We start from the raw sequence: 23,819 nt of genomic DNA on the forward strand, positions 1-23,819 counted from the left end.
GTTAGATCGGCAGGCGAACGCAGGCGCGCAGGCCGCCTTCGGGTCGGTTGACCAGGGTGACGTCGCCGCCATGGGCCCGGGCCAGCGAGCGCACGACCGCCAGCCCGAGGCCGATACCGCCCGTTTCGCGATTGCGCGAGGGCTCGCCGCGGAAGAACGGCTCGAACACCCGCTCCTGCTCGGCCGGCGGGATTCCGGGGCCATCATCGTCGATCTCGATGATCGCCATGTCGCCCTCGGCGAACACGCGACCGCGCGCGGCGTGGCCGTATTTCAGGGCGTTGTCGACCAGATTGGCGACCAACCGCTTCAGCGCGATCGGATCACCCTCGATGACGATTTTCTCGGCGCGCTCGACTGTGGCCTGGCCTCCGGTCTCGGCGGCTTCATCGACCACGCTCTCCAGCAGGGAGGCCAGCTCAAGCTTGGTGCGTTCGGCGGGGCGGGTGGTGTCGCGAACGAAGGCCAGGGCGGCCGAGATCATGGCTTCCATCTGGTCGATGTCGGCGGCCAGCTTGGCGCGCACATCGTCGGGCGTGGCCTCGATGCGGAACCGCAGGCGGGTCAACGGCGTGCGCAGGTCGTGGGCGATGGCCCCGATCATCGCTGTACGGTCCTCGACATAGCGGCGCAGGCGCTCCTGCATCATGTTGAAGGCGTTGGCGGCGGCCACGACCTCGGTCGAGCCTGACAGCTCCAGCGGCGCGGCGCGGGGATCGCGGCCAAGCCGCTCGGCGGCGTTGGCGAAGGCGGTGATGGGCTCGGCCAGCCGACGGGCGAACAGCCAGGCCAGGGGCGCGACGGCCAGCACCGACAGCACCAGGATCAGCAGGACCCGCTGCTGCCAGCTGTCGAAGCGGAAGGTGGGCTTGGGTTCGACCACGACCCAGCTGCCGTCGCTCTGACGAACGCCCAGCTCGAAGTCGCCGAAGATGAACGGTTCGTCGCGCGCCGGCCCGGCGCGAGCGCCGCGCTCGCCAGGCGGCGGCAGCTCGCGGGCGATGAACTGGTCGCGGGGGCCGCCCGGGCCAGTGTGACCGCCTGGCCCGGCAGGACCGCCCGTCCGGTCATTCGGGGTTGGCTTGAAGCGTCGAACAAAGAAGCGTGGACCGTTGTCCGTAACGATCTCGATACGCGCCGGCGCAACGTCGATGGCGCGACCGATGCCGGCCTTGAACTCGGCCCTGCGAGCGGAGTCGGGGCCGCCGGAGGCCATCCTGGCGCGGGTCTGAACCACCAGAGCGCGACCATCCCGGGGCTGCACCGTCTGGCCGGTCTTCAGGGCGCGTGTGATCTCCGACAGCCGATACAGCTCGGGCGGCGGTGGCGGCAGGGTGAAGATGACGGCGATGGCGATCAGCTGCGCCGCCACCAGGGTCAGCGTCACCAAGCCCAGCGCCTGCACGAACAGCGGCGCGCCGCGGCGGCGCTGGTTCATGGCGTGCGAAGGACCTTGGCGGTGAACATGTAGCCCTCGCTGCGAATGGTGCGGATCAGCTCGCTGCCGCCGCCGTCGTCCAGCTTGCGCCGTAGCCGGCTGATCTGGACGTCGATGGCGCGGTCATAGGCATCGGAATCGCGACCGCGAGCAAGATCAAGCAGCTGGTCGCGGGTCAGCACCCGCTGGGGGCGTTCCACGAAGGCGCGGAGCAGTGAGAACTCGCCGCTGGACAGGTTCACCACCACCGACTGAGGCGAGCGCAGTTCGCGGCGCACCAGGTCGAGCCGCCAGCCGGCGAATTCACAGGCCGCGCCCATGCCATCGTCGCTGTTGCGAGGCTCCTGCCGGCGGCGCAGGACAGCACGGATGCGGGCCAGCAGTTCGCGCGGGTTGCAGGGCTTGGGCAGGTAGTCGTCGGCGCCGAGCTCCAGGCCGACGATACGGTCTGTTTCCTCGCCCATGGCCGACAGCATGATGATGGCGGGGCCGTCCTGCGCCGAAAGCCGGCGGCAGATGGCCAGGCCGTCCTCGCCGGGCAGCATGACATCGAGCACCACCAGATCGACCGGCCCTCGCGAAAGGACCTGTTCCATGGTGCGAGCGTCGGAAGCGGTGTCTACGGCATAGCCGTGTCGGCTCAGGAAGTCGGACACGACATCGCGAATGCCGGGGTCGTCATCGACGATCAGAATCCGCGACGCCGCGCTGCGCGGGGCCTCTGGGTCAGCTGCGGGGCCGGTTTGTGGGATGGTCTCCATCAGACGCTCCTGTCATGTCCCCGTGGCGTTCAGATTTCACGCTTGAAACAGCCGTGCAACCCGACGGCGCGGTTTTGGATCCCAATCGGCTCCGCGCCTAGCCCGGAGAGTTGTTTTTTGGGATCGCGAAGTCGGCGCCCTGGATGTTCTGGGCCTCGATCGCCAGGTCGCTGACATAGGGGTTGCTGCGTCGTTCGGCGGCGAAGCTGGACATCGGTCCATGGCCGGGGACGAACCGCACGTCGCCGCCCAGAGGCCACAGTTTCTGGGTGATCGAGTCGAGCAGGTCCTGGTGATTGCCACGCGGGAAGTCGGTGCGGCCGATCGAGCCCTGGAACAGCACGTCTCCCACCTGGGCGAAGCGCGCCTCGCGGTGGAAAAAGATCACGTGGCCCGGCGTGTGGCCGGGGCAATGCAGCACTTCGAACTCCGTCTCACCCAGGGTTACGACGTCGCCATCGTCCAGCCAGCGGTCGGGAACGAAGATCCGGGCTTCGGGAATGCCATAGCGCTCGCCGGACATCTGGATCTGGTCGATCCAGAACTGATCGTCTTTGTGGGGCCCTTCGATCGGAACACCGGTGAGGCGTTTGAGCTCCGCTGCGCCGCCGGCATGGTCCATGTGGCCGTGGGTGATCCAGATCTTCTCCAGGGTCAGGCCCTGGTCGGCCAGAGCCTTCATCAGGCGTGGCACCTCGCCGCCCGGATCGATGACGGCAGCCTTCAGCGTCTTGGCGCACCAGACGATGGTGCAGTTCTGCTGCAGGGGCGTGACCGGCGCGATGACGGCGCGGATGGGAGGCTGGGCTTGGCTCACGGGAACTCCTTCTCAGGGGCACCATAGGGGCTGGCGAGCGCGCAAGAAAGAAGGCCCGGGATTGCTCCCGGGCCTTCGATCGAGGTCGACGAAGAAGATTGGTTACTTCACGTCGTCCACGCCGCGGCCCATGGCCTCGGCGGGGGAGTTCATTTCGGTGTCTTCGGTGATGTCGATGCCCTTGGCGAGCTTCGAGTGCCAGAAGCCATAGGCGATGTAGATCACCGCGCCGACCGCCGCATAGCCGCCCAGGATCATCAGCGGCAGCGGATTATCGTTCATGGCGTGAACGATCATCGGCTGGAAGTTCTGATAGGCCAGGAACAAGCAGGCCAGGATGCCGCAGACGGCGGTGAAGATGCCGCCCGGCACCTTGAACGGGCGGGGCAGGTCGGGGTGCTTGATGCGCAGATAGATCACCGACAGACAGACGATCGAGAAGGCCACGGCCGTGCCCAGCGAGACCAGATCACCCAACAGGCTGATCGGCAGGAACGAGGCGGCGATGGCGATGACGACGCCCAGCAGGATGGTGCCCAGCCAGGGGGTGCGGAACTTGGGATGGATCGCGGCGAAGACCTTCGGCAGCAGGCCGTCGCGGGCCATGGTGTAGAAGATCCGGGTCTGGCCGTAGCACAGAACCAGCATGACTGAGGACAGGCCGGTAATCGCGCCGATCTTGATGGCGATGCTGATCAGGTTCAGCTTGCCGCCTTCAGCCGCCGCGTAGGGAACGTCGGCCCATTCCAGGGCCATGCGGTCGATGGCGACGGCGATCGGGGCCGGGCTGGCCAGTTCCTTGTAGGGAACCACGCCGGTCATGACGGCCGCAACGGCCATGTAGATCAGGGTGCAGACGACCAGGGCGCCCAGGATGCCGATCGGCACGTCCCTGGAGGGGTTCTTGGCCTCGGCGGCGGCGGTCGAAACCGCTTCAAAACCGACATAGGCGAAGAAGATGATCGCCGCGCCGCGGAAGATGCCGCCGGCGCCGAACTCGCCGGGCTGGCCGGTCGGCTCGGGGATGAAGGGGTGCCAGTTGGCGGGGTTGATGTACTGGATGCCCACCGCAATGAACACCAGCAGCACGATCACCTTGACCACCACGATGGCGTTATTGACGTTGGCGGACTCGCTGACGCCCAGCACCAGCAGGGCCGAGACCATGGCGATACCGATGGCCGCCACGATGTTCAGCGTGCCGGTCATGGCGAATGTCGTGCCGCCTTCAGGCGTGGCGACGGCCTGGATCAGCGGCGTGGCCCACATCGGAGCCTCCGCGCCGGCGACCATGATCGTCGGGAAATTAACTCCGAACGCGTGCAGGGTGCTGACGACATAGCCGGACCAGCCCACCGCGACGGTGGAGGCGGCGACGCCGTATTCCAGCACCAGCAGCCAGCCCATGATCCAGGCGAAGACCTCGCCCAGGGTGCCGTAGGCGTAGGTATAGGCCGAGCCGGAGACCGGCATGGTCGAGGCGAGTTCGGCGTAGCAGAGGCCGGCCAGGCCGCAGGCGATGCCGGCGACGATGAACGACAGCATGATCGCCGGGCCGGCATTGGCCGAGGCCACCTGGCCCGTCAGCACGAAGATACCCGCGCCGATGATGGCGCCGATACCCAGGCTCATGAGATTGATGGGACCCAGCGTTCGTTTCAGCTGGCTGTGTGCGGCCTCCTTCTGGATGCTCGCAATCGACTTCTTCAGGAACAGCCTGTTTCCGGCCATGTGTTTCTTTTCCCCAACGACCAGCGAACCCCCGCTAGTCAGGCATTGGGCCGGGACGTTAGTCAGACCGGCGGCTTCGCGCAACGCCTTGCGGTGACGAGAGCGGTTTGAGGGTCTATGCCTCCCCGCGATGCTGCCGATCGAGAATGTCCTGCCCGCATTGAAAGCGGCGATGCTCGCTTCCCATGCGACGGTCCTGGTGGCCCCGCCGGGCGCGGGCAAGACCACGGCTGTTCCCTTGGCGCTGTTGGGCGAGCCCTGGGTCGGCGAGCGCAAAATCATCGTGCTGGAGCCCCGCCGGCTGGCCGCCCGCGCCGCCGCGTCCCGCATGGCCTCCACCCTGGGCGAGGCGGTTGGTGAAACTGTAGGCTTCCGCGTGCGGTTGCAGTCGAAGGTCTCGGCCCGCACCCGCATCGAGGTGGTGACCGAGGGCGTCTTCACCCGGATGATTCTCGACGACCCGGGTCTGGAGAGCGTCGCGGCCGTCCTGTTCGACGAATTCCATGAACGCAGCCTGGATGCGGACCTGGGCCTGGCCTTCGCGCGCGATGTCCAGGGTTTGCTGCGCGACGATCTGCGGCTGCTGGTGATGTCGGCCACCCTGGATGGCGCGCGCGTCTCGTCATTGCTGGGTGACGCCCCGGTGATCGAGAGCCAGGGCCGAATGTTTCCGGTCGATACGCGCTACCTGGGCCGCGACGACCGTCTCCGCCTTGAGGAACGCGTCGGCAGGGCCGTCGAGCGGGCTCTGACCGAGGAAACGGGCAGTCTGCTCGTCTTCCTGCCGGGCCAGGGCGAGATCCGGCGGGTCGAGAGCTGGCTGGCCGAGCGGCTGCGCCGGCCCGAGGTCGATCTGGCGCCGCTGTATGGCGCGCTGGACCCGGCCGTGCAGGACCGCGCGATCGCCGCCGCTGCGACGGGGCGTCGCAAGGTGGTTCTGGCCACCTCGATCGCCGAGACCAGCCTGACCATCCAGGGCGTACGCGTGGTGATCGACTGCGGCCTGGCCCGCGTGCCGCGCTATGATCCCGCCAGCGGCATCACCCGGCTCGACACCGTCCGCGTCTCCCGCGCCGCCGCTGATCAGCGCCGGGGCCGGGCAGGGCGCACCGAGCCCGGCGTCTGCTACCGCCTTTGGGATGAGGCGGAGACGAGGTCTCTGCCGGCCTTCGCCCGTCCGGAAATCCTTGAGGCCGACCTGTCGCGCCTGGCGCTCGACCTGGCCCGCTGGGGAGCCCGCGACGCCTCGGGCCTTTGCTTCATGGACCCGCCGCCGGTCGCGGCCTTCGCCGAAGCCCGCACGCTGCTGCAACGCCTTCAGGCTTTGGATGCTCAGGGTGATCTCACCGCCCACGGCAAGGCCCTGGCCGAGATGCCCTTGCCGCCCAGGATCGCTCACATGGTCGTCCGCGCCGCCGCCTCCGGTCAGGCCAGGCGCGGAGCCGAGGTTGCCGCCCTGCTGACCGAGCAGGGGCTGGGTGGCCGGGAGGTCGACCTGCGCCGACGCCTGGAAAACCTGGGCCGCGACCGCTCGCCCCGGGCGAGGGACGCCCAGGCCCTGGCCGACCGCTGGGCGCGCGCGGCGGGCAAGCCTTCGGGCGCGACGCCGCTGGACGAGGGCCTGATGCTGGCCGAGGCCTATCCAGAGCGCGTGGCCCGGGCGCGCGGCAAGCCGGGCGAGTTCCAGCTGGCCGGCGGACGCGGCGTCTATATGGAGCCCACCGATCCCCTGGCGCGCGAGACCTGGCTGGCCGTGGGCGAACTGGGTGGCGGCGACAGTCGCGACCGCATCCTGCTGGCCGCCGCCGTCGACGAAGTTTCCCTGCGCGAGGCTTTTGCCGACCGCCTCACCGCCGAGGACCGACTAGAGACCAGCCCCGGCGGCAAGGTCCGCGCCAAGCGGCTGCTACGGCTGGGCAAGCTGGTGCTGGAGGAGCGGCTGATCGACAAGCCTGACCCGGCCCTGATCGCCAGCGCGCTACTCGACCAGGTTCGCTCTGAGGGGCTGTCAGCGCTGCGGCTGGGCGATGGCGTCCAAGGCCTACGTGATCGGGTAGCTTTCCTGCGCAGCCTGGATGGCGAGGTTTGGCCAGACCTGTCGGACGTCGCGCTTATGGAGCGCCTCAGCGAATGGCTGGAGCCGCTGCTGCACGGCCGCTCGTCCCTGTCCGCGCTGGACGAGAACACGCTGGACGGCGCGATCCGCTCGCTGATCCCCTGGGACGCCCAGCAGAAAATCGATGCGGCGCTGCCGGCCCGCTTCAAGGCCCCGACAGGCACCACCGTCGCCATCGACTATGCCGCCGAGGCCGGGCCGCGCATCGATATCCGGGTGCAGGAACTGTTTGGCCTGACCCAGCACCCCAGCATCGCCGGCGGCAAGATCCCGCTGGTGCTGTCGCTGCTGTCGCCCGGCCACAAGCCGATCCAGATCACGCGGGATTTGCCGGGCTTCTGGAAGGGCTCCTGGCGCGAGGTGAAGGTCGAGATGAAGGGCCGCTATCCGCGCCATGTGTGGCCGGATGATCCCGCAGCCGCCGCGCCGACGACGCGGGCGAAGCCTCGGGGTACCTGAGGCCTATTGCGCGCGACTTAGCCAATGCAGCACGTTGAGCAGGAATTGCTTGTTCTGCTCGGCCCCAGGCGCGTTGAAACCCGCCTTGGCGCCGTTGTTGGCGCGTTGGGCCGAGAACATCGCCGCCTCGCTGAACAGAGCGATCCGGCCTTTACCGACCTCCATCGCCGCGCCACGCAGATCGGCTTCGGTAGAGGGGCGAGTAGGCGTGGTTTCGTCGAACTTCCAGGCCTCCTTGGGATATAGAATCGACCAGCCCGATCCCAGGCGCATCAGCGGCGTCGCACCGGCCGGAGCGTGCAGCACCGTGCCGGTGAAGGATATGATCTTGTCGACCGGCTTTCCCTTAGCTTGGCCCCGCGTGATAGGACTGTCGAGGAGACGGCCGTTATCCTTGGAGAAAACTTCAGGGCCGCGCACGACCTCGGCGGCGAAGCTGTCCTCGAACCGGAAGCCGAAAGCCTTGGCCACGCCATCGGCGGCGGTGCCAAAAGGCATGTGGTCGGCGATCAGCAACAGCGAGCCTCCGGCCTCGACCCATGCACGGATGGCGGCGACTTCTTGGGCCGCGAAGGGTGTTAGGGCGTTGGCGACGACCAGGATCTTCACCTGGCTCAGTGTCTGGGCCGTCGGCGCAGCGTCTAGCGAAACGACGCGATAGCCGTCGCTACGCGCCACAGCCGACGTGGGGGCATAGCGACCGTCGACGGTGTGGAAGTTCTCGTGGCTGGCGTCGATGGCGATGACGGGGCCGCTGTCTGCGACGTAGGCCGGTGTGGCCACGCTGACGTCGGCGTCAGGATCTGAGACCTGCTGCGCGATGGCCGGCGTCGTCAGAAGTGCCAAGACAAGTGGGATCCAACGCATCGTCTTCTCCTGGGCGTGCCGCCGCCTACCCCGTCACCGTGTAGATCATGATCCCTGTCGCCACCGACAGGTTCAGACTATCCGCCCGCCCGCGCATCGGGATTTTGACGTTGACGTCGCAGGCGGCCGCCAGCTCCGGCGGCAGGCCCTGCTGCTCGTTGCCCATCAGGATCAGGGACGGCTTCACATAGTCGGCGCTCTTGTGATCCACCGTGGCGGTCAGCAGGGTGCCGACTACCGAGCCGGGCCAGGTCTCGCGCCAGGCCAGGAACTCCTGGATCGTGGCCTTGGCGATCTTGACCGCGAAGATCGAGCCCATGGTCGCCCGCACGCCCTCGACCGAATAGGGATCGACGCAGTCGCCCACCAGGATCACCCCGCCGCAGCCGGCCGCGTCGGCGGTGCGGATGACGGTGCCCAGGTTGCCGGGATCACGCACGGCCTGCATGGCCACCCAGCACGGCGCGCTTTGCGGGACGATGGCGTCCAGCGGCGTGAACACCTGCCTGAACACCCCGACCACCGCCTGGGGGTTGTCGCGGCGCGAGACCTTCTCGAGGATTTCCCGATTGACCTCAATGACTTCGCCGCCGGCCTTGAGGCAGGCCTGCGAGGCCTTCTGCAGCATCGGATGATCGGCGGCGTCGCGACCGTACATGATGATCTTGGGTGCATGGCCGCAGTCGATCGCCTCGATGACGATCTTCAGGCCCTCGGCCAGGAACAGGCCGCTCTCCTCGCGCTCCTTGCGCATGTGCAGGGCGCGGACGGCCTTGACGGTGTTGTTGGAGAGCGAAGTGACGGTTTTGGCCGGGTTGGGGGCGTTCATCTGGTTCACCCTTCTGAAGACCAGCGGGCGAAGAACGACAGGCCGATCTGGCGGTCGCCCTTTTCCTCGACCAGGGAGAGCTCGCCCCAGTCGATGACGCCGCTGCGGCCGTCCAGTACCTGGGCCAGCAGGCCTGACATCGCGGCGCCCGAGACACGGGCGGCATAGGCGTTCATCAACAGGAACGAGGCGTCGTCGCTGAGGAGTTGCGCGCAATTGGCGGTGAGTTCGGTCAGGTCCTCGAACAGGCGCCAGACCTCGCCGTCGGCGCCGCGCCCGAACTTGGGCGGATCAAGGATGATGCCGTCATAGACATTGCCGCGCCGCACTTCGCGGGCGACGAACTTGCGGGCGTCCTCGACGATCCAGCGGATCGGCTTGTCGTCGAGCCCGGCGAAGGCGGCGTTCTCGCGGGCGAAGCCCACCGACTTCTTGGAGGCGTCGACATGGGTGACGGCCGCGCCGGCGGCGGCGCAGACCAGCGAGGCCACGCCGGTATAGCCGAACAGGTTCAGGATCTTGGGCTGGCGACCTGATGCCTTGGCGAAGGCGCGAACCCGTTCGTCCTGCCAGGCCCAGTTGGCGGCTTGCTCGGGAAAGAAGGCGAGGTGTCGGAAGGGCGTGAACTGGCCATGGAATTTCGCCTCGCCCCAGGCGAGCGGGAACTTCTCGATCGGCTTGCCCTTGAAGCGCCAGCGACCGGCCTCGTCCTCGTCGGAGGGGTCGAAGATCGCATCAGCCTCCTCCCAGGCCTTGGCCGGCAGGCGCGGCGACCAGAAGCATTGCGGCTCGGGGCGCACGACCGTGTAGGGGCCGTAGCGTTCCAGCTTCTTGCCATTGCCGCTGTCCAGCAGGGCGTAGTCGCTCCAGCCGGTGGTGCGCATCACGATGGGGGCGGGGGCGATCGTCGGGCTCATCGTCTCGCCCATACGCTTTCAGGGTGTTGGCCGTCCAGTGCGCGGCGTGTGAGAGGTCTTGTCCCAGTGATGGGGCGCAACGAAGAATTGCCATATCGCGCGGGGCGAGGCGAAGACCCACATCATCCAGTAACCCGCCATGCCAAACAGATGCAGGAAGCGTGGGCGGTCGCCTGACCGCAGCAATCCAACCGCTGCGCAGACCGCCGAAGCCATCCAGCCGAACATGTAGAGCGTCAGATCGGCGCCGGCGATCGACGGTTCGCCATCGGCCAGCCAGTTCACCGCCACGCCGACGCCGGCGATCAGCATGGCCGGAGCATGAAGGTTGGAGGCGGCGATGGGAACGCCAAGCGTCACGATCAGGGCCAGCAGGCTGCGCGGCTGCCTTCGGGTTTCGCCCCGGATATGAACGGCCAGGGTTTGCAGATGCCCCTTGATCCAGCGCGCCCGTTGCGGCCCCCACTGATCCAGTGAGGTGGGCGCGGTTTCCAGGGTGGGGCGCTCGATGACATCCAGCCTGTAGCCCGCCGAGGCCAGACGAAAGCCGATGTCGGCGTCTTCGGTGACATTATAGGCGTCCCAGCCACCGACCGCCTGCAAGGCCGAGCGCCTGAAATGGTTGCTGGTGCCGCCCAGCGGGAAGGGCAGACCCCAACGCGCATAGGCCGGCAGCAGCACCTGGAACAGCGCGGCATATTCCAGTCTGAACTGCTCGGCGATGAAGGCGAGATAGCGCGGCGTCTCGACCCGCAGGGGCGCCTGCAGACAGGCCAGATCAGCGGTGTCCGACGCGAACCGCGCCGCCGCCTCGCGCAGTTGCAGCGGATCAGGAGCATCTTCGGCGTCGTAGATGACAACAAGGGATCCCTTGGCCAGCGCCAGGGCGATATTGCAGGCTCGGGGCTTGGTGCGTGGCAAGCCCGTCGGGGCCACCAGCACCTGGATGAAGGAGGGCAGGTCCAGGACGTGAAAGGCCGAACGGGTCGCCAGATCGTCCGCCTCCAGAACGATGAGGGCCTGCAGCCGGTCCTGCGGGTAGTCCAGTCGGGCCAGATTACCGACCAGTTCGCGGGCCACTTCCGCCTCGCGATACAGCGGCACGATGAGCGTGTAGTGGGGCAGGGCTTGATCGGCCAGCGCGGGACAGTCTCGCTTGCGCGGGGGTGTCAGAATGGCGGCCAGCCGGATCACCGCGCCAGCCACGAAAACGCAGTAGAACAGACCGTAGAGCCCCCAGACCAGAAGGCCGGGCCACAGCACGCCGAGCGCCAAAAGCCCCAGCACCAAGACCACCGCTGTTGATCTTTGCCCCCTTCCAAAAGTGACATGGGCGCCCTCGGCGATCCGAGCGGCGGGCTGTGCGATATCGTCCGGAACAAAGGGGAAGGCCTTGACGGTCCCCTCGGGCGCCACACTCCGTTCTTCGCGCGCCATGTCGCCCCCCGGCCGGTTCGCTCGATCTTCGGGAGTCAATTAAATGAACACAACCAATGAGTGTCAAACAGAAAAACACGCGTTTCAGGTTTGATGCCGTGCCGCCTTGCGACGGCTGGGTGATTCCCGTTTAGTATCGGAAGTTGGGGAAACGCAGGGGACATGCCGGCCGTGACGCTTGTTTTGAAGAAGCCGCACAAGTCCGCCCGAAAGCCGAAAGGCGACGGGCACTTGCGTCGCGGCGAAATCCTTGCCGCCGCCGAGAAGATTTTCATCGCCGAGGGCTATGCCGGCGCGACCATCCGCAAGATCGCGGATGCGGTCGGGGTGTCGTCCACCGCGCTCTACATGCACTTTCGCGACAAGGATCAGATCCTGCTGGAGATCAGCGACGGCGCGATCGAGCGGCTCCTGAACCTCAATACCGACATCGGCGGTCGCGCCATCGACCCCGTGTCACGGGTCCGGCTGATGCTGGAGGCCTATATGCGTTTCGCGCTGGAGAACCCCAACACCTATGAGCTGGTGTTCTGTGGCTCCGGGGCGAGCATTTCGGTGGAGAAGCAGGCCGGCACCCTGGAGCTGGGGGATCGCTGTTTCGAGAAGTTCAGCGAGCCCTTCCGCGAGATCGCCGCCGCCGGTCGCTTGCGGTCGGGCACGGCGCAGAGCGCCGCCGAAGTGCTGTGGGCGGGTTGCCATGGGCTGGTGTCGCTGCTGATCACCAAGCCGAACCGTACATGGTCTTCGTCCGAGCACTTGATGGGCGTCATGCTGGATGGGCTGCTGAACGGCCTGGTCACGGACTGATCCGTGTCGACCGTCCGTGTGCTTGGCGCTGTCGCGGTGGCGATGGCTTTCGCGCCGTCAGCCGTCGCCGCGAGCCCACGGGTGATGTCGCTGGATTCCTGCGCCGATCAATATGTTCTGGCCCTGGCTCCTCGGGAGGCGATCGTCGGCCTGTCGCATCGCGCCGGCGCGCCGGATTCCTATATGCGCAAGGCTTCGGTCGGGCTGCCGCAGCGCCGCGCCACGGTCGAGAGCCTTGTCGCCGCGCGGCCGCAGGTCGTGGTCCGCCATTGGGGTGGCGACGCCCGGCTGGTCTCGGTGCTGGAGCGACGCGGCGTCCTTACGGTCATGATCGATGACGCCGCCGACTTCGACGGCGTCCGCGCCAATGTCCGGCGCGTCGCCGTCGCTCTGGACCGCAAGGCGGCCGGCGAGGCGCTGATCGCGCGCATGGACGGCCAGCTCAAGGCCTCGGCCGGCGCCTGGCAGGGGCAAAGCGCCCTCTATCTGACGCCGGGCGGCTATACGGCGGGGAGCGGCACCCTGATCGACGCCATGCTGAAGGCCTCGGGCCTGTCGAACGCCAGTGCGGGACCCTTCTTCAGCCCCGTGCCGCTGGAGAGTCTGGTGATGACGCCGCCGCGCGCGGTGGTTCTGGGCTTTTTCGACCTGACCCGCGCGGGCTCCGACCGCTGGGGCGCCGGGCGTCACGCGGCGCTCAGGCGGGCGACGGAAAATCGCACGATCGCCTCTCTGTCTGGCGCGGTGGTGGGCTGTCCCGCCTGGTTCGCGGCCGATGGTGTGGCGCAGCTGGCTCAGGCACGGACTGCGCGATGAGCCTGCTTCGCCTCTGCCTTGGCATGGTCTGCCTGCTGGTGCTTGCCGCCATCGCCGCCGTGCTGTTGGGCGAAACGCCTCTGGCGCTCGGCCAATATGCTCAAGCTATCGCGCATCCAGGCTCGCCGCCCGGCGAGGTGCTGTGGACCATCCGGGCCCCGCGCGTCGCCATGGCGGCGCTGGTGGGTGCGGCTCTGGGCCTGGCGGGCGCGACCATGCAGGGGTTGCTCCGCAATCCTCTGGCTGACCCCGGCGTGCTGGGTGTCTCGGCGGTGTCGGGGCTGGGCGCCTCTTTGGCCATTGCCGGCGGACTGGCGGCGGTCCCGGGCGCCATCGAACTGGCCGCCTTGCTGGGCGCGCTGGTCGCCGGCGGGGCGGTGGTGGCCATCGCGGCGCGTCTGCGCGAACCCGAGGCGCTGATCCTGCTGGGCGTGGCCATATCGGCCTTTGGCGGGGCCCTTACCGCCCTGGTGTTCAATCTGGCGCCGTCGCCGGTCGCCATCGCCGAGGTGCTGGCCTGGCTGATGGGGTCGGTTGAGAACCGCGACTGGACCGACAGCCTGAGGGCTCTGGTCCCCATGGCGATCGGCGCCGCCCTGTGTCTGAAGGCGGGGCAGGGCCTGCGCATGCTGACCCTGGGCGAGGAGGCGGCCGCGATGTCGGGCCTGCCCATGTCGCGCCTGCGGGTCTATGCCGTGGCCGGCGCGGCGCTGCTGACCGGCGCCGCCGTGGCCGGAGCCGGGGTCATCGGCTTTGTCGGCCTGGCCGCGCCGCACATGGTGCGGGCGCTGGTGAAGGACGATCCGCGTCAGATCCTGTGGCCGTCGGCCCTGGCCGGCGCTCTGCTGCTGGTTCTGGCTGATCTGGCGGCGCGCGTGGCGCCGACCGATCAGGAACTGAAGCTGGGCGTGGTCACGGCCCTGTTCGGCGCGCCGGCCTTTGCCCTGCTGGCCTGGCGGGCGTCGCGGAGCTGGCGGGCATGACGGCGGCCTGGGCCCTCAGCGGCGTCAGCGCGTTTCAGGGCGGCAAGCGGGTCTTGGACGCCGCCAGTCTGGTCGTCAGCCCCGGCGAAGTCGTCGGCGTGGTCGGCCCCAACGGCGCCGGCAAGACCAGCCTGTTGCGGGCGGGCCTTGGCCTGTTGCCCAGACAGGAAGGCGAGGTCTGGCTGGGCGACCAGCGTCTCGAGGCCCTGAGCGCCGAGGCCCGCGCCGCGCGCGTGGGCTATCTGCCACAGGATCGCCGGCTGGCCTGGAATCTGCCCGCCGAGCGGGTGGCCAGCCTGGGCGCGGTAGATCTGCCGGACGCTCAGGCCCTGGACGTCGCGCGCGAGCGACTGGCGCGGGTCGGCGCCGCCGATCTGGCGACGCGCGGCGTGCTGGACATGTCGGGCGGCGAGCGGGCCAGGGTCTTGCTGGCGCGGCTGCTGACCACGCGCGCGCCGCTGCTGGTGGCCGACGAGCCCATCGCGGGCCTGGACCCCGACGCTCAACTGCTGACTCTGGACCTGCTGCGCGCCGAGGCCGCCGCCGGCGCAGGCGTGGTGGTGACACTGCACGACCTAAGCCTTGCCGCGCGCTGCTGCGACCGCCTGGTGGTGATCGATGGCGGACGTGTCGTGTCGGAGGGCGCGCCCGGCATAGCCCTTGCGCCCGAGATCCTGGCGCGGGTGTTCAGGCTGGATGGCGCGCTGGTGGAAACGCCGGCGGGACCTGTGCTGGCCGCCCGCCGGCTATAGGGTCAGGGCTGGGTCGAGGGCGCGTAGGCCTGGGCCACCGCCGGCGCATAGACATAGCCACCGCGCTTGAGTTCCCGCGACAGGGTCAGGGGCGTGGTCCCACCGTTGAGGCGCGCGCGATAGACCATGGTCGTTTCCAGGGTCCGCATCACATAGTTGCGGGTTTCCGAGAACGGGATGCACTCGATGAAGTCGAGCGGGTCCGTCGTGGCGCCGCGCGGGTCGCCGCACTGGCTGACCCATGCGGCTGGGCGGCCCGGACCGGCGTTATAGGCGGCGGCGGCCATGATGTAGGAGCCGCTGAAGTTTTCGACCATGTCGCCCAGATAGGTCGAGCCCAGGCGCATGTTGTAAGTGGGGTCCGACAGGCGGTCGACCGAATGGCGCTCACCCAACTGGCGGGCCACGATGGCGGCAGTCGGCGGCATCAGCTGCATCATGCCGCGCGCGCCGACACCCGAGCGGGCGTTGGGGTCGAAATTGCTCTCCTGGCGAGAGATCGAATAAACGAAGGCGGTCTCGGCCGCGCCCGGACCCGGCGTGAAGTGGTGGTCCAGAAGGGGATAGCCCCGCTCGGGCAGGATGAAGCCGCGCTGGGCCGCCGTGCGCACGGCGCGCATACCCAGGTCCTGGTCGCCATAGCCGCGTGCGAAGTCGACCAGCAGGGCTGATTCCTCGGCATTGGGCAGGTTGTCGTCGATGAATAGCACCAGCGAGCGGAACTGATCCTTGGCTCCGATATCGGCCAGCATCCGCGCGGCGCGCACCAGTTCGCGGCCGTGGAAGCGGGCGCGGTCGGCCTGGGTGACGACCGGGTCGCGCTCGAGCTTGAGCTCGGTCAGGCCCGCCTTCTCGGCCGACAGCTGGCCGTAGAAGGTGGTGATGTGGCGTGCGCCCTCGGAATAGAAGGCCTGGGCGGCGATGGGGTCGTTCTGGGCCTCTGCCGCGCGACCCTGCCAGTACAGCGCCCGGCCCTTGGTGATCGGCGAGGCGCCAATGGCGGCGATGGCGGCGAAGTGGCGGGCGGCCGCGTCGGGTTGCCTGAGGCGGGCCAGGGCGATCCAGCCCGCATAGAACTCCGCCTCTGCGGCGTCAGCGCCGACGCTCAAGCCGGTATTGGCGGCGGCGGCATAGGCGCCCCCGCTGTCGCCGGTTTTCAGGGCCGAGACGACCAGCGCCCGGCGTTCCTTCCAGATCGCGGTGGCGGCTTCGTCGGTCGGCGGCGGCGAGGGGAAATTGCGAACCAGCTGCAGGGCGAAGCTGTCCAGGCCGCGACGACGCATATAGGCGGCGCGCTCGAACACCACGCCAGGAGAGGCCTGATCGTCGGGACCCAGGGTCTCGAACATCGAGGTAGCGCTGGCGGCGTTCTGGCGGAAGGCGATACGGACGCGGGCTGAGGCCTGCTGATCTGCGGGCAGCAGGTCGACCAGCTCGCGCGCCGCCGGGCCTTGCTGGCCATACAGCAGGATATCGGCGCGGCGGGCATAGTCGTCGGCGGTCAGCATCGTCCCGAAGCGGGCGGCCATGCTGCGCTGGGCGTCGGCTTCGAACACCCTGTCGCGCCAGGTGCGGCGGATAAGGTCAATGGCGTCCTGCTGGCGGCCGCTGGCCTGGTAGGCCGAGGCCAGGGCCATGGCGCCCTCGGCGGTGGCGGGCTGGCCGCCGCCGAACCAGGCGATGATCTGGGCGGGGCTGAGGCCGGAGACCGACAGCTGCTTTTCGGCGGCGGTCTCGCGGCGACCCGCGCGGGGCCAGCCGGCCAGGTCGCGGCGGGCGGAATCGAGTTCGAAGAAGCTCATCGCCTCGGCCGAGCTGTCGACCAGGGCCCACAGGGCGATCTTGCGGGCAATCGGGTCCTGCAGGCTGCTCATCGCCATACGGGCGCGAGAAACGTCGCCGCTCCGGGCGCCGGCCAGCGCCATGCGCAGGTTCTCGGCCTCGACGTCGGACACCGTTCCGGGAATGGCGGTCGGCGGGGTGGTGATCAGGGCCGGCGTCGATGACGGCTGGTAGGGGACCGGACCGGACGTCTGGGCGCCCGCGACGCTGCCGAGCAGCACCAGACCGGCGCTTCCGAACATGATCCGACGCAACACTGAAGCCAAAACCCGTTCTCCTTCACGCACCGTCGAATCGAGTCGACAGCCGCTTATGCGATCCATCAGGCCCGAAGACACCTAAGGAACGGTTTTTCTGAGGCCTCAAGGGCTTGACCCTTGGGGCTTGGCCCATCAAACCGCTGCCTGCTCCGACGCACCGGTTGCGGGACGGCGGGGCGGCGACATATTGTCCGCTCCCATCGTCTGGCCGCAACCTTCGCGGCGCCCTTCTCACGGCAAATTGCAAGTTATGGTCCATTCTCCGTTCAAGGGCGTTATTCCCGCCCTGATTACGCCCTTCCGAGACGGCGCCGTGGACGAAGCGGCCTTCGTGGCCCTCGTCGAGCGCCAGATCGCGGGCGGCGTGCACGGTGTCGTGCCCGTCGGCACCACCGGCGAAACCTCGACCCTGAGCCACGACGAGCACAAGCGGGTGGTCGAGCTGTGCGTGCAGACCGTCAAGGGCCGGGTTCCGGTGATCGCCGGCGCGGGCTCCAATTCGACCGACGAGGCCATCGAACTGGCCCAGCACGCCAAGGCGGTGGGCGCCGACGCGGCTTTGGTGGTGACGCCCTATTACAACCGCCCCAGCCAGGAAGGCCTGTATCGCCACTACGAGGCGATCAACAATGCCGTCCAGTTGCCGGTGCTGGTTTACAATGTCCCCAGCCGGGCCAGCGTCGACATCTCCAACGAGACCCTGGCGCGGCTGTCCAAGCTGCCCAACATCATCGGCGTCAAGGACGCCACCGGCGATCTGGTCCGCGCCAGCATGCAGCGCATCCTGTGCGGCCCCGACTGGGTGATGCTGTCGGGCGATGATCCCACGGCCCTGGGCTACATGGCCCATGGCGGCCATGGGGTGATCTCGGTGACCTGCAATGTCGCGCCCGAGGCTTGCTCGGCCTTCATCAACGCCTGCCTGAAGGGCGAATGGGAGACCGCGCTCTATGGTCAGGATCGCCTGATCAAGCTGCACAAGGCGCTGTTCCTGGATTCCTCGCCCGCGCCGACCAAGTTCGCCATCGCCCATCTGGGCCTGTGCGAGCCCGACGTTCGCCTGCCGATCGCGCCGTGCAATGAGGCCGTGAAGCCGGCGATCCTGGAGGCCATGCGCGAGGCGGGTCTGGTCTGATGACCAAGCCCATCGCGGAGAACCGGCGCGCCCGGTACGACTACTTCATCGAAGAGACCTTCGAGGCCGGCATCATGCTGACCGGCACCGAGGTCAAGTCGTTGCGGGTGGGCCGGGCCAATATCGCCGAAGCCTACGCCTCGGTGGAAGGGCGGACGATCAAGCTGATCAACGCTGACATCCCGCCCTATGGCCACGCCAACCGCTTCAATCACGAGCCGCGCCGGCACCGCACGCTGCTGCTGCACAAGAAGCAGGTCGAGAAGCTGATCGGCGCCGTCCAGCGCGATGGCCGCACCCTGATCCCGCTCAAGCTCTACTGGAACGAAAAGGGCCTGGCCAAGCTGGAGATCGGCCTGGCCAAGGGCAAGAAGACCCACGACAAGCGCGAGACCGAGGCCGCCCGCGACTGGCAGCGCGACAAGGCGCGGCTGATGAAGGGCGACCGCGGGGACTGAGCCCGAGGACGGGTCTAGGCCGGCGTCCTCAGGGCGCTGACGGCGCCAAAGAAGGTGTTGGCGCTCAGAGGCTTGGTGATGAATATGTCCGCCCCCGCGTCCATCCCAGCCGCCCTGTGTTCGGGGAGGGCGTTGGCGGTGATCATGATGATCGGCGTCGGCGAACGACCACGGTCGATTTCGTAGCGCCGTATCCTGCGGACCGCCGTCAGCCCGTCCATCACGGGCATCTGCATGTCCATCAGGATCAGGTCGAACTCCTGGGACTCAAAGGCCTCGCACGCTTCAAGCCCGTTTTCGGTGGACAGCACGGTCATGCCCAACTCGCTCAGCAGGGTCTCGATCACCAGGCGATTGATCGGATGGTCCTCACTGACCAGGACGCGGGTGGCCGTGTGCGCCTCGGCGATGTCGGCGTCGGGCGTCACATCGTGCGCGACGATCTGAGAAGGCCGCGCATCCGTTTCGGGAAGCGGCATGTCGAGCCTGAAAACCGCGCCGTTGCCCGGTTGCCCTTCGGCGGTCAGCCGCCCCCCCATCATCTCCGCAAGTTCACGGGATATGGCCAAGCCAAGCCCCGTCCCCCCGAAGCGGCGCGTGACGCTGCCGTCGGCCTGCTGGAAGCGCTTGAAGATGGCGTCTTGCTGTGAGGGTTCGAAACCCACGCCCGTGTCCTGAACGGTAAAGCGCCAGCCGCCGGCCGGGTCGTCGGAGGCGGCGCGCACCGACAGCCGGATGTGGCCTTGCTCGGTGAACTTGATCGCGTTTGACAACAGGTTGGTCAGAACCTGAGCCAAGCGAACAGCGTCGCCCATGACCCAGACCTCCGCTGCAGGATCGAGGTCCAACTGAAGCTCAAGGCCCTTTTCCCGCGCTCGCGGGGCCATGATGTCGGCGATCGACTTGACCGCCCCGCTCAACAGGAAAGGCTCTGGCTCCAGTGACAGACCTTTTGCGTCGATGCGGGCCAGGTCGAGAATATCCGCCAACAATCGGCTCAGCATCTGCCCGGACTTGTGGATCGTGTCGGCCATCTCGCGCTGGCTCGCCGTCAGCGCCGTCTTGGCCAGGGCTTCGGACAGGGCGTTCACGCCGTTCAAGGGCGTCCGGAGTTCGTGGCTCATATTGGCCAGGAATTCGGCCTGCGCATGGTGATTTTCGAGGAGGCTGCGGGCTGCGCGCCTGGTGCTGTAGGACATCAGAGCGGCGAGGGCAGCCAGGACGACCACAACGCCGCTGATCATCCAGAGCGACTGCTTCAGAAGATCGGCGCCAGGCCGTTCTGGGCGCCATACAAGGGCGACGGGTGTGGCGCCCGGGTACGAGGCGAAGGTCGTGCTGGCCTCGTCGGGTCCGACCTTCCCGCCCCCCGGTTCGAACCGAAACTGCTGGAGCTTGTAGCGCTGCGCCAGCAAGTCCATTCGGGGCCGCGTGAGGAAGTCGCCGCCGATCACGATGGCGGCCTTGGCCTTGGCGGGCTTGGCCTTGCCAAAATCAGGCTGCACCAAGCTTGCGATCCACAAGTAGGGCCGACCATCGCGCATCTCGACCTGAGATGTGACGATGGCCTTCTGGGGCCTGTTGTCCGCCATCACCGCGCCGCCTGGAGCCGCCCTGCGCGCCGCCTCCTGTTGACGGATCTCGGCAATGATCGGCTCGGCCCGATGTCGGAGCTCGGCAAGGTCGTCCGCAGACAGGGGCGCTGTGTGGCCACTGCCCCATACCGCCTTGTCATCGCTGTCTACCAAGATAAAGTTCCATGGGCCGATGCTCTGCTGGAGGTAGGTCGCGATTTGGTCGTTGGCCCAGGTGGCGTTGAGCCTGTTGTCCAGATTCAGAACCGCATCATCCCAGACCGTCTGCGCGATCAGCGCATTCAAGGTCTGCTGAGCCTCAGCCTGGATGCCTTGGCGAACGAGGAATTCCTCATGGCGGCGAACCCGCAGGTCGACCTGACGGGCTCCCAGCACGAGGCTGACGGCCAGCAGGACGATCGCCGTCATCGCCAGCACTGTCAGCGGCCAAACCTGAAGAGGTCTGGAAGAGGTACGCTTCATGGCCATCCTTTCGGCCGCGAACGGCCGACCACACAGCGCTTTGGCGCATGCGTGCGGAAAGATAGTCAGCTTTGCCGAGTCCAGACCAGTTCGAAGGCCTCAAAATGAGGGCGTTAACAGAGCCCTGGTCTCGGCCCGGATCACCGGCGTCGCAGGGGTTTGGAGGGCGCGACCTATCCGGTGGTCAGGGCCAGCATCGCGAAGGTCGCCAGCCCGTGCTCGCCCATTTGGTCGCCGGCGACGTGCGGTGCGGCGGCTGCCTGGCGGCCTCAGGCGTGCAGGGATGCAGACTGCCTGACGCAAGCGCGCACGCCCGCGTCGAACAGCGCGTCGCAGATCGCCAGGGCGTTCTTGTAGGCGGCTTCAACGTCTTCAAACCGGCCCATGGTGCGGCCTTCTTTCGAGACCACCCAGCCGGTGGACGCCTCGATCACTTCGATCCGTTGGTAGGCTTTGGCGTCTTCGCTGATGGTATCGCACCGCATGGAGGCACTCGATCTTACTGTAAATGGGGCGCCAATCCCTGAGCTTGTCCAAGATTTGCATGGTAGCGTTAACGCCAGTCGCCCAGCGACAAAAGTCAAACACTGTAAATTCGCGCGAACCGCTGCCGGATTGGGGTTCCGGAGAGACTGTTCAGCCGTTGGTCAGGGCCAGCATTGCGAAGGTCGCCAGCCAGTGCTCGCCCATATAGTCACCGGCCACGTGCGGTACGGCGGCCGCCAGGTGGGCCATGGCGGCGTTGATGACCAGCGGCTTGGCTGGATCGAGCTCCGGCAAGGCCCCGGCCAGGGTGCGCCAGCACCAGGCGCGCGACAGGTTCAGGCCATCGAGATGGGCGATCTTGCCGTCGGTGCGATCGCTGACCCGGGCCGGCGTGAACAGGGTCACGGGCTGCCTGGCGGCCAGGTCTGGCAGGAAGCGCACGAACCAGATCTCGAAGGTTTCGCGCGGCAGCAGCCGGCGCATGGCCTCGGCCTCGATCAGGGCCGGGGAGAGAAAATCATCGCCCGAGGGCTCCCAGGCCTGACAGGCGGCGTCCTGGCCGTACCAGATTGTCGCCTTGGTCGTCAGGAGCTGGCGGAAGACGGTGTTGCCCGTCATGTCGGCATATTCCGAGGCCAGGACCAGGGCGAAGGCCGTGTTGGTGTGAACGCCCGCGCGGACCGGATAGTCGGCCAGCGGCAGGAAGGCCTGGAACCGCTCCACGAACATCCTGGCCAGCGGCGCATGGCGGGCGGCCCAGGGACGATCACCGTGCCGCATCAGTTCGGCCTGCAGCATCAGACTCCAGGCCCAGCCATAGGGCCGCTCGAAGCCTCGGCTTTCGGGTCGGGCCAGATAGGCGATCTCGGCGGCCACCTTCTCCTCGGTGAAGGCGTCGTCGAACAGGGCGATGATCGTCTCGGCCTCGGCCATTTCGGGGCGCGCGCGCAGCAGGGTGGCCAAGAGCCAGTAGCCGTGGACGCAGGAGTGCCAGTCGAAACTGCCAAAGAAGATCGGGTGCAGGTCGCGGGGCGTGCGGGCGTCGGCGTCGCCGGCCAGCACATGGTCCAGCTTGTTGGGATATTCGCGCGCGATGTGGCCCAGGGCGATCTTCGCAAACCGCGACGCCGTGGATTGGGCAAGGCTTGGGCGGGCCGGACTGGGGGCGCTAGACCCTGAAGGCGAGGACATTCATCAGGACCATGTTGATGACCAGCATAAGGACGGCGGTCGGCGCCTGGGCGCGGATCACGCCGTACCGGTCCTTCAATTGCAACAGGGCCGCCGGCACAAGGTTGAAGTTGGCGGCCAGCGGCGTCAGTAGGGTGCCACAGAAGCCCGACAGCATGCCGATGGCGCAGACCACGGCCGGGTCACCGCCGAACCGGCCGATCACCAGGGGCAGGGCGATGCCGGCGGTCATGACCGGGAACGCCGCAAAGGCGTTGCCCATCAGGATGGTGAAGCCAGCCATGCCAAGGCAATAGGCGGCGACGACGGCGAAGCGGCAGTCGACCGGCGTCCAGGCCACGGCCAGTTCGCCGATGGTCTGGCCCACGCCGGCCAGGGCGAACACCGCGCCCAGCGCCGCCAGCATCTGCGGCAGCAGCGCCGCCCAGCCCACCAGATCCATCAGGCGGCGACCTTCCTGCAGGGGCGAGGCGGGCGGCTGCTTGAAGAGGGCCTGGGCCAGGATGGCGGCCACGATCGCGGCCAGGGCCAGCGAAATCAGGGTTGCGTGCTTGGCCTCGACCAGCGGCGCGCCGTTCAGGGTCATGGCCTTGAAGGCGAACGTGCCGATCAGGGTGATCAGTGGGATGACAAGCGCCGGCAGGAAAAGTCGGGCGCCCAGCTTTTCGGCCAGGGCCTGGCGCTCTTCCGGCGTCGTGGTGGTCGGCGCGCCGACGCCCAGTTGACCCGTTCCCGCCAGCAGCGCCAGCCCCAGCACCAGGAACCCGTTGCCCAGGTCGCCCAGATAATCGCCCAGCAGAAAGCTGACCGAGACCAGGGCCCAGAACGCGGCATTGCCCCAGCGCCTGGCGTTTGTCCTGTCGCCGGCGCTCAGCAGGGCGAAGGCGGCGAACATGGCGCCGGCGACCAGATAGACCAGCGGCAGGCCGATCATGCGTCAGCTCCTGTCCTGGTCGCCCCGAGCTTGCGGTCAAACAGCAACAGCCGCGCGCCATGCACCAGGAAGGCGGCGATGGCCGTGGGAATGGCCCAGACCGACAGGTGCAGCGGCTCGACCGTGATGCCGCTCTGATCCAGGAAGCCGACGATCAGCAGGATCGATCCTATGGCCATGAAGATGTCCTCGCCAAAGAACAGTCCGATATTGTCGGTGGCGGCGCTCATGGCCTTGATGCGCTCGCGAGACGGCTCGTCGACAGGACCAGCATTTTCGGCGGCGGCTTCCGCCATTGGCGCGACCAGGGGGCGGACGGTCTGGGCATGGCCGGCGACATGGGTCAGGCCCAGGGCGGCGGTGATCTGGCGCAGGGCCAGATAGGTCAGCAGAAGCTTGCCGGCGCTGGCCCCCTTTAGGCCCTGGATCGTCATGCGGGCGCGCTCCTGCAGGCCAGACCGCTCCAGCACGCCGATGGCCGGCAGGACCAGCCAGGCGATGCTGACATAGCGGTTGGTGTTGAAGGCCTTGCCGAAGGCGGCCAGCACCTCGAGCGGGCCGAGACCCGAGGCCAGTCCGGCGGTCAGAGCGGCGGCGACGACCACCAGCAGCGGGTTGAAGCGCAGGGCGAAGCCCACGACGATCACCGCCACGCCCAGAAGGGTCAGCATGTTTGAAAGGTCTCCCGCCCGACGATTCCCCGCAGACCGTCTTCACCCAGACCGT

21 protein-coding genes are annotated in these 23,819 nt (G+C 67.8%); 7 read left to right on the forward strand and 14 right to left on the reverse strand.

Features of this window, described 5'->3' with window-relative positions:
- Position 1: 1 nt before the first annotated feature.
- The 4 genes from ACN2C7_RS08930 to ACN2C7_RS08945 all read right to left on the reverse strand — a co-directional run bounded on the left by ACN2C7_RS08930 (position 2) and on the right by ACN2C7_RS08945 (position 4,747).
- On the reverse strand, positions 2-1,438 hold the full coding sequence (locus ACN2C7_RS08930) for an ATP-binding protein (RefSeq protein ID WP_419321159.1): 1,437 nt from the start codon (positions 1,436-1,438) through the stop codon (positions 2-4).
- Positions 1,435-2,199: a response regulator gene (locus tag ACN2C7_RS08935; RefSeq protein ID WP_419321160.1), complete on the reverse strand. Its 765-nt coding sequence runs from the start codon at positions 2,197-2,199 to the stop codon at positions 1,435-1,437. The genes ACN2C7_RS08930 and ACN2C7_RS08935 overlap by 4 nt, the downstream gene beginning before the upstream one ends.
- 97 nt (positions 2,200-2,296) lie before the next feature.
- Complete coding sequence (locus tag ACN2C7_RS08940) at positions 2,297-3,016, reverse strand: MBL fold metallo-hydrolase (RefSeq protein WP_419321161.1); 720 nt, start codon at positions 3,014-3,016, stop codon at positions 2,297-2,299.
- Positions 3,017-3,118: 102 nt separating this feature from the next.
- Positions 3,119-4,747: an amino acid permease gene (locus tag ACN2C7_RS08945; RefSeq protein ID WP_419321162.1), complete on the reverse strand. Its 1,629-nt coding sequence runs from the start codon at positions 4,745-4,747 to the stop codon at positions 3,119-3,121.
- A 130-nt stretch (positions 4,748-4,877) separates the two neighbouring features.
- Between ACN2C7_RS08945 and hrpB the strand changes: the two genes are divergently transcribed.
- Entirely contained in the window at positions 4,878-7,322 is a 2,445-nt protein-coding gene (gene hrpB / locus ACN2C7_RS08950; protein ID WP_419321163.1) for an ATP-dependent helicase HrpB, read from the forward strand.
- A 3-nt stretch (positions 7,323-7,325) separates the two neighbouring features.
- On the opposite strand, the gene ACN2C7_RS08955 is transcribed toward hrpB, so the two are convergent.
- The 4 genes from ACN2C7_RS08955 to ACN2C7_RS08970 are packed head-to-tail and all read right to left on the reverse strand — an operon-like array spanning position 7,326 to position 11,231.
- The gene (locus ACN2C7_RS08955) at positions 7,326-8,168 is read right to left on the reverse strand and encodes a hypothetical protein (protein WP_419321164.1); all 843 of its coding nucleotides are present in this window, start codon (positions 8,166-8,168) and stop codon (positions 7,326-7,328) included.
- Positions 8,169-8,214: 46 nt separating this feature from the next.
- Positions 8,215-9,018 carry a TrmH family RNA methyltransferase gene (locus tag ACN2C7_RS08960; protein WP_419321165.1) on the reverse strand — a complete coding sequence of 268 codons (804 nt, stop codon included), beginning with the start codon at positions 9,016-9,018 and terminating at the stop codon, positions 8,215-8,217.
- A gap of 5 nt (positions 9,019-9,023) precedes the next feature.
- The gene (locus tag ACN2C7_RS08965; RefSeq protein WP_419321166.1) at positions 9,024-9,935 is read right to left on the reverse strand and encodes a class I SAM-dependent methyltransferase; all 912 of its coding nucleotides are present in this window, start codon (positions 9,933-9,935) and stop codon (positions 9,024-9,026) included.
- An 18-nt stretch (positions 9,936-9,953) separates the two neighbouring features.
- Positions 9,954-11,231 carry a glycosyltransferase family 2 protein gene (locus ACN2C7_RS08970; RefSeq protein WP_419321167.1) on the reverse strand — a complete coding sequence of 426 codons (1,278 nt, stop codon included), beginning with the start codon at positions 11,229-11,231 and terminating at the stop codon, positions 9,954-9,956.
- A 312-nt stretch (positions 11,232-11,543) separates the two neighbouring features.
- On the opposite strand from ACN2C7_RS08970, the gene ACN2C7_RS08975 reads away from it, so the two are divergent.
- From ACN2C7_RS08975 to ACN2C7_RS08990, 4 genes are read left to right on the forward strand one after another with little or no spacing between them, the layout of a single operon-like run.
- Entirely contained in the window at positions 11,544-12,179 is a 636-nt protein-coding gene (locus tag ACN2C7_RS08975) for a TetR/AcrR family transcriptional regulator (RefSeq protein WP_419321168.1), read from the forward strand.
- 3 nt (positions 12,180-12,182) lie between these two features.
- Entirely contained in the window at positions 12,183-12,995 is an 813-nt protein-coding gene (locus ACN2C7_RS08980; protein WP_419321169.1) for an ABC transporter substrate-binding protein, read from the forward strand.
- The gene (locus tag ACN2C7_RS08985) at positions 12,932-13,978 is read left to right on the forward strand and encodes a FecCD family ABC transporter permease (protein WP_419321444.1); all 1,047 of its coding nucleotides are present in this window, start codon (positions 12,932-12,934) and stop codon (positions 13,976-13,978) included. The genes ACN2C7_RS08980 and ACN2C7_RS08985 overlap by 64 nt, the downstream gene beginning before the upstream one ends.
- Positions 13,975-14,730, forward strand: a complete 756-nt coding sequence (locus ACN2C7_RS08990) for an ABC transporter ATP-binding protein (protein WP_419321171.1) — start codon at positions 13,975-13,977, stop codon at positions 14,728-14,730. Before ACN2C7_RS08985 ends, ACN2C7_RS08990 begins: the two co-directional genes overlap by 4 nt.
- A 2-nt stretch (positions 14,731-14,732) precedes the next feature.
- Here ACN2C7_RS08990 and ACN2C7_RS08995 read toward each other — a convergent pair whose 3' ends face one another.
- Complete coding sequence (locus ACN2C7_RS08995; RefSeq protein WP_419321173.1) at positions 14,733-16,814, reverse strand: transglycosylase SLT domain-containing protein; 2,082 nt, start codon at positions 16,812-16,814, stop codon at positions 14,733-14,735.
- 268 nt (positions 16,815-17,082) lie between these two features.
- Here ACN2C7_RS08995 and dapA point away from each other — a divergent pair, with 268 nt between their 5' ends.
- Positions 17,083-17,967: a 4-hydroxy-tetrahydrodipicolinate synthase gene (dapA, locus tag ACN2C7_RS09000; RefSeq protein WP_419321174.1), complete on the forward strand. Its 885-nt coding sequence runs from the start codon at positions 17,083-17,085 to the stop codon at positions 17,965-17,967.
- Positions 17,967-18,425, forward strand: a complete 459-nt coding sequence (gene smpB / locus ACN2C7_RS09005; protein WP_419321176.1) for an SsrA-binding protein SmpB — start codon at positions 17,967-17,969, stop codon at positions 18,423-18,425. The genes dapA and smpB overlap by 1 nt, the downstream gene beginning before the upstream one ends.
- A 14-nt stretch (positions 18,426-18,439) precedes the next feature.
- Here smpB and ACN2C7_RS09010 read toward each other — a convergent pair whose 3' ends face one another.
- The 5 genes from ACN2C7_RS09010 to ACN2C7_RS09030 all read right to left on the reverse strand — a co-directional run bounded on the left by ACN2C7_RS09010 (position 18,440) and on the right by ACN2C7_RS09030 (position 23,764).
- Complete coding sequence (locus tag ACN2C7_RS09010; RefSeq protein WP_419321177.1) at positions 18,440-20,482, reverse strand: ATP-binding protein; 2,043 nt, start codon at positions 20,480-20,482, stop codon at positions 18,440-18,442.
- A 269-nt stretch (positions 20,483-20,751) separates the two neighbouring features.
- A complete protein-coding gene (locus tag ACN2C7_RS09015) occupies positions 20,752-20,967 on the reverse strand; it encodes a hypothetical protein (protein ID WP_419321178.1) in 216 nt (71 codons plus the stop codon).
- A gap of 151 nt (positions 20,968-21,118) precedes the next feature.
- The gene (locus ACN2C7_RS09020; protein WP_419321180.1) at positions 21,119-22,159 is read right to left on the reverse strand and encodes a DUF2891 domain-containing protein; all 1,041 of its coding nucleotides are present in this window, start codon (positions 22,157-22,159) and stop codon (positions 21,119-21,121) included.
- Positions 22,137-23,093, reverse strand: a complete 957-nt coding sequence (locus ACN2C7_RS09025) for a DUF979 domain-containing protein (RefSeq protein WP_419321181.1) — start codon at positions 23,091-23,093, stop codon at positions 22,137-22,139. The genes ACN2C7_RS09020 and ACN2C7_RS09025 overlap by 23 nt, the downstream gene beginning before the upstream one ends.
- A complete protein-coding gene (locus ACN2C7_RS09030) occupies positions 23,090-23,764 on the reverse strand; it encodes a DUF969 domain-containing protein (RefSeq protein WP_419321182.1) in 675 nt (224 codons plus the stop codon). The genes ACN2C7_RS09025 and ACN2C7_RS09030 overlap by 4 nt, the downstream gene beginning before the upstream one ends.
- Positions 23,765-23,819: the final 55 nt, after the last annotated feature.

Source organism: Caulobacter sp. ErkDOM-E, assembly GCF_048541895.1.
GTDB lineage: Bacteria > Pseudomonadota > Alphaproteobacteria > Caulobacterales > Caulobacteraceae > Caulobacter.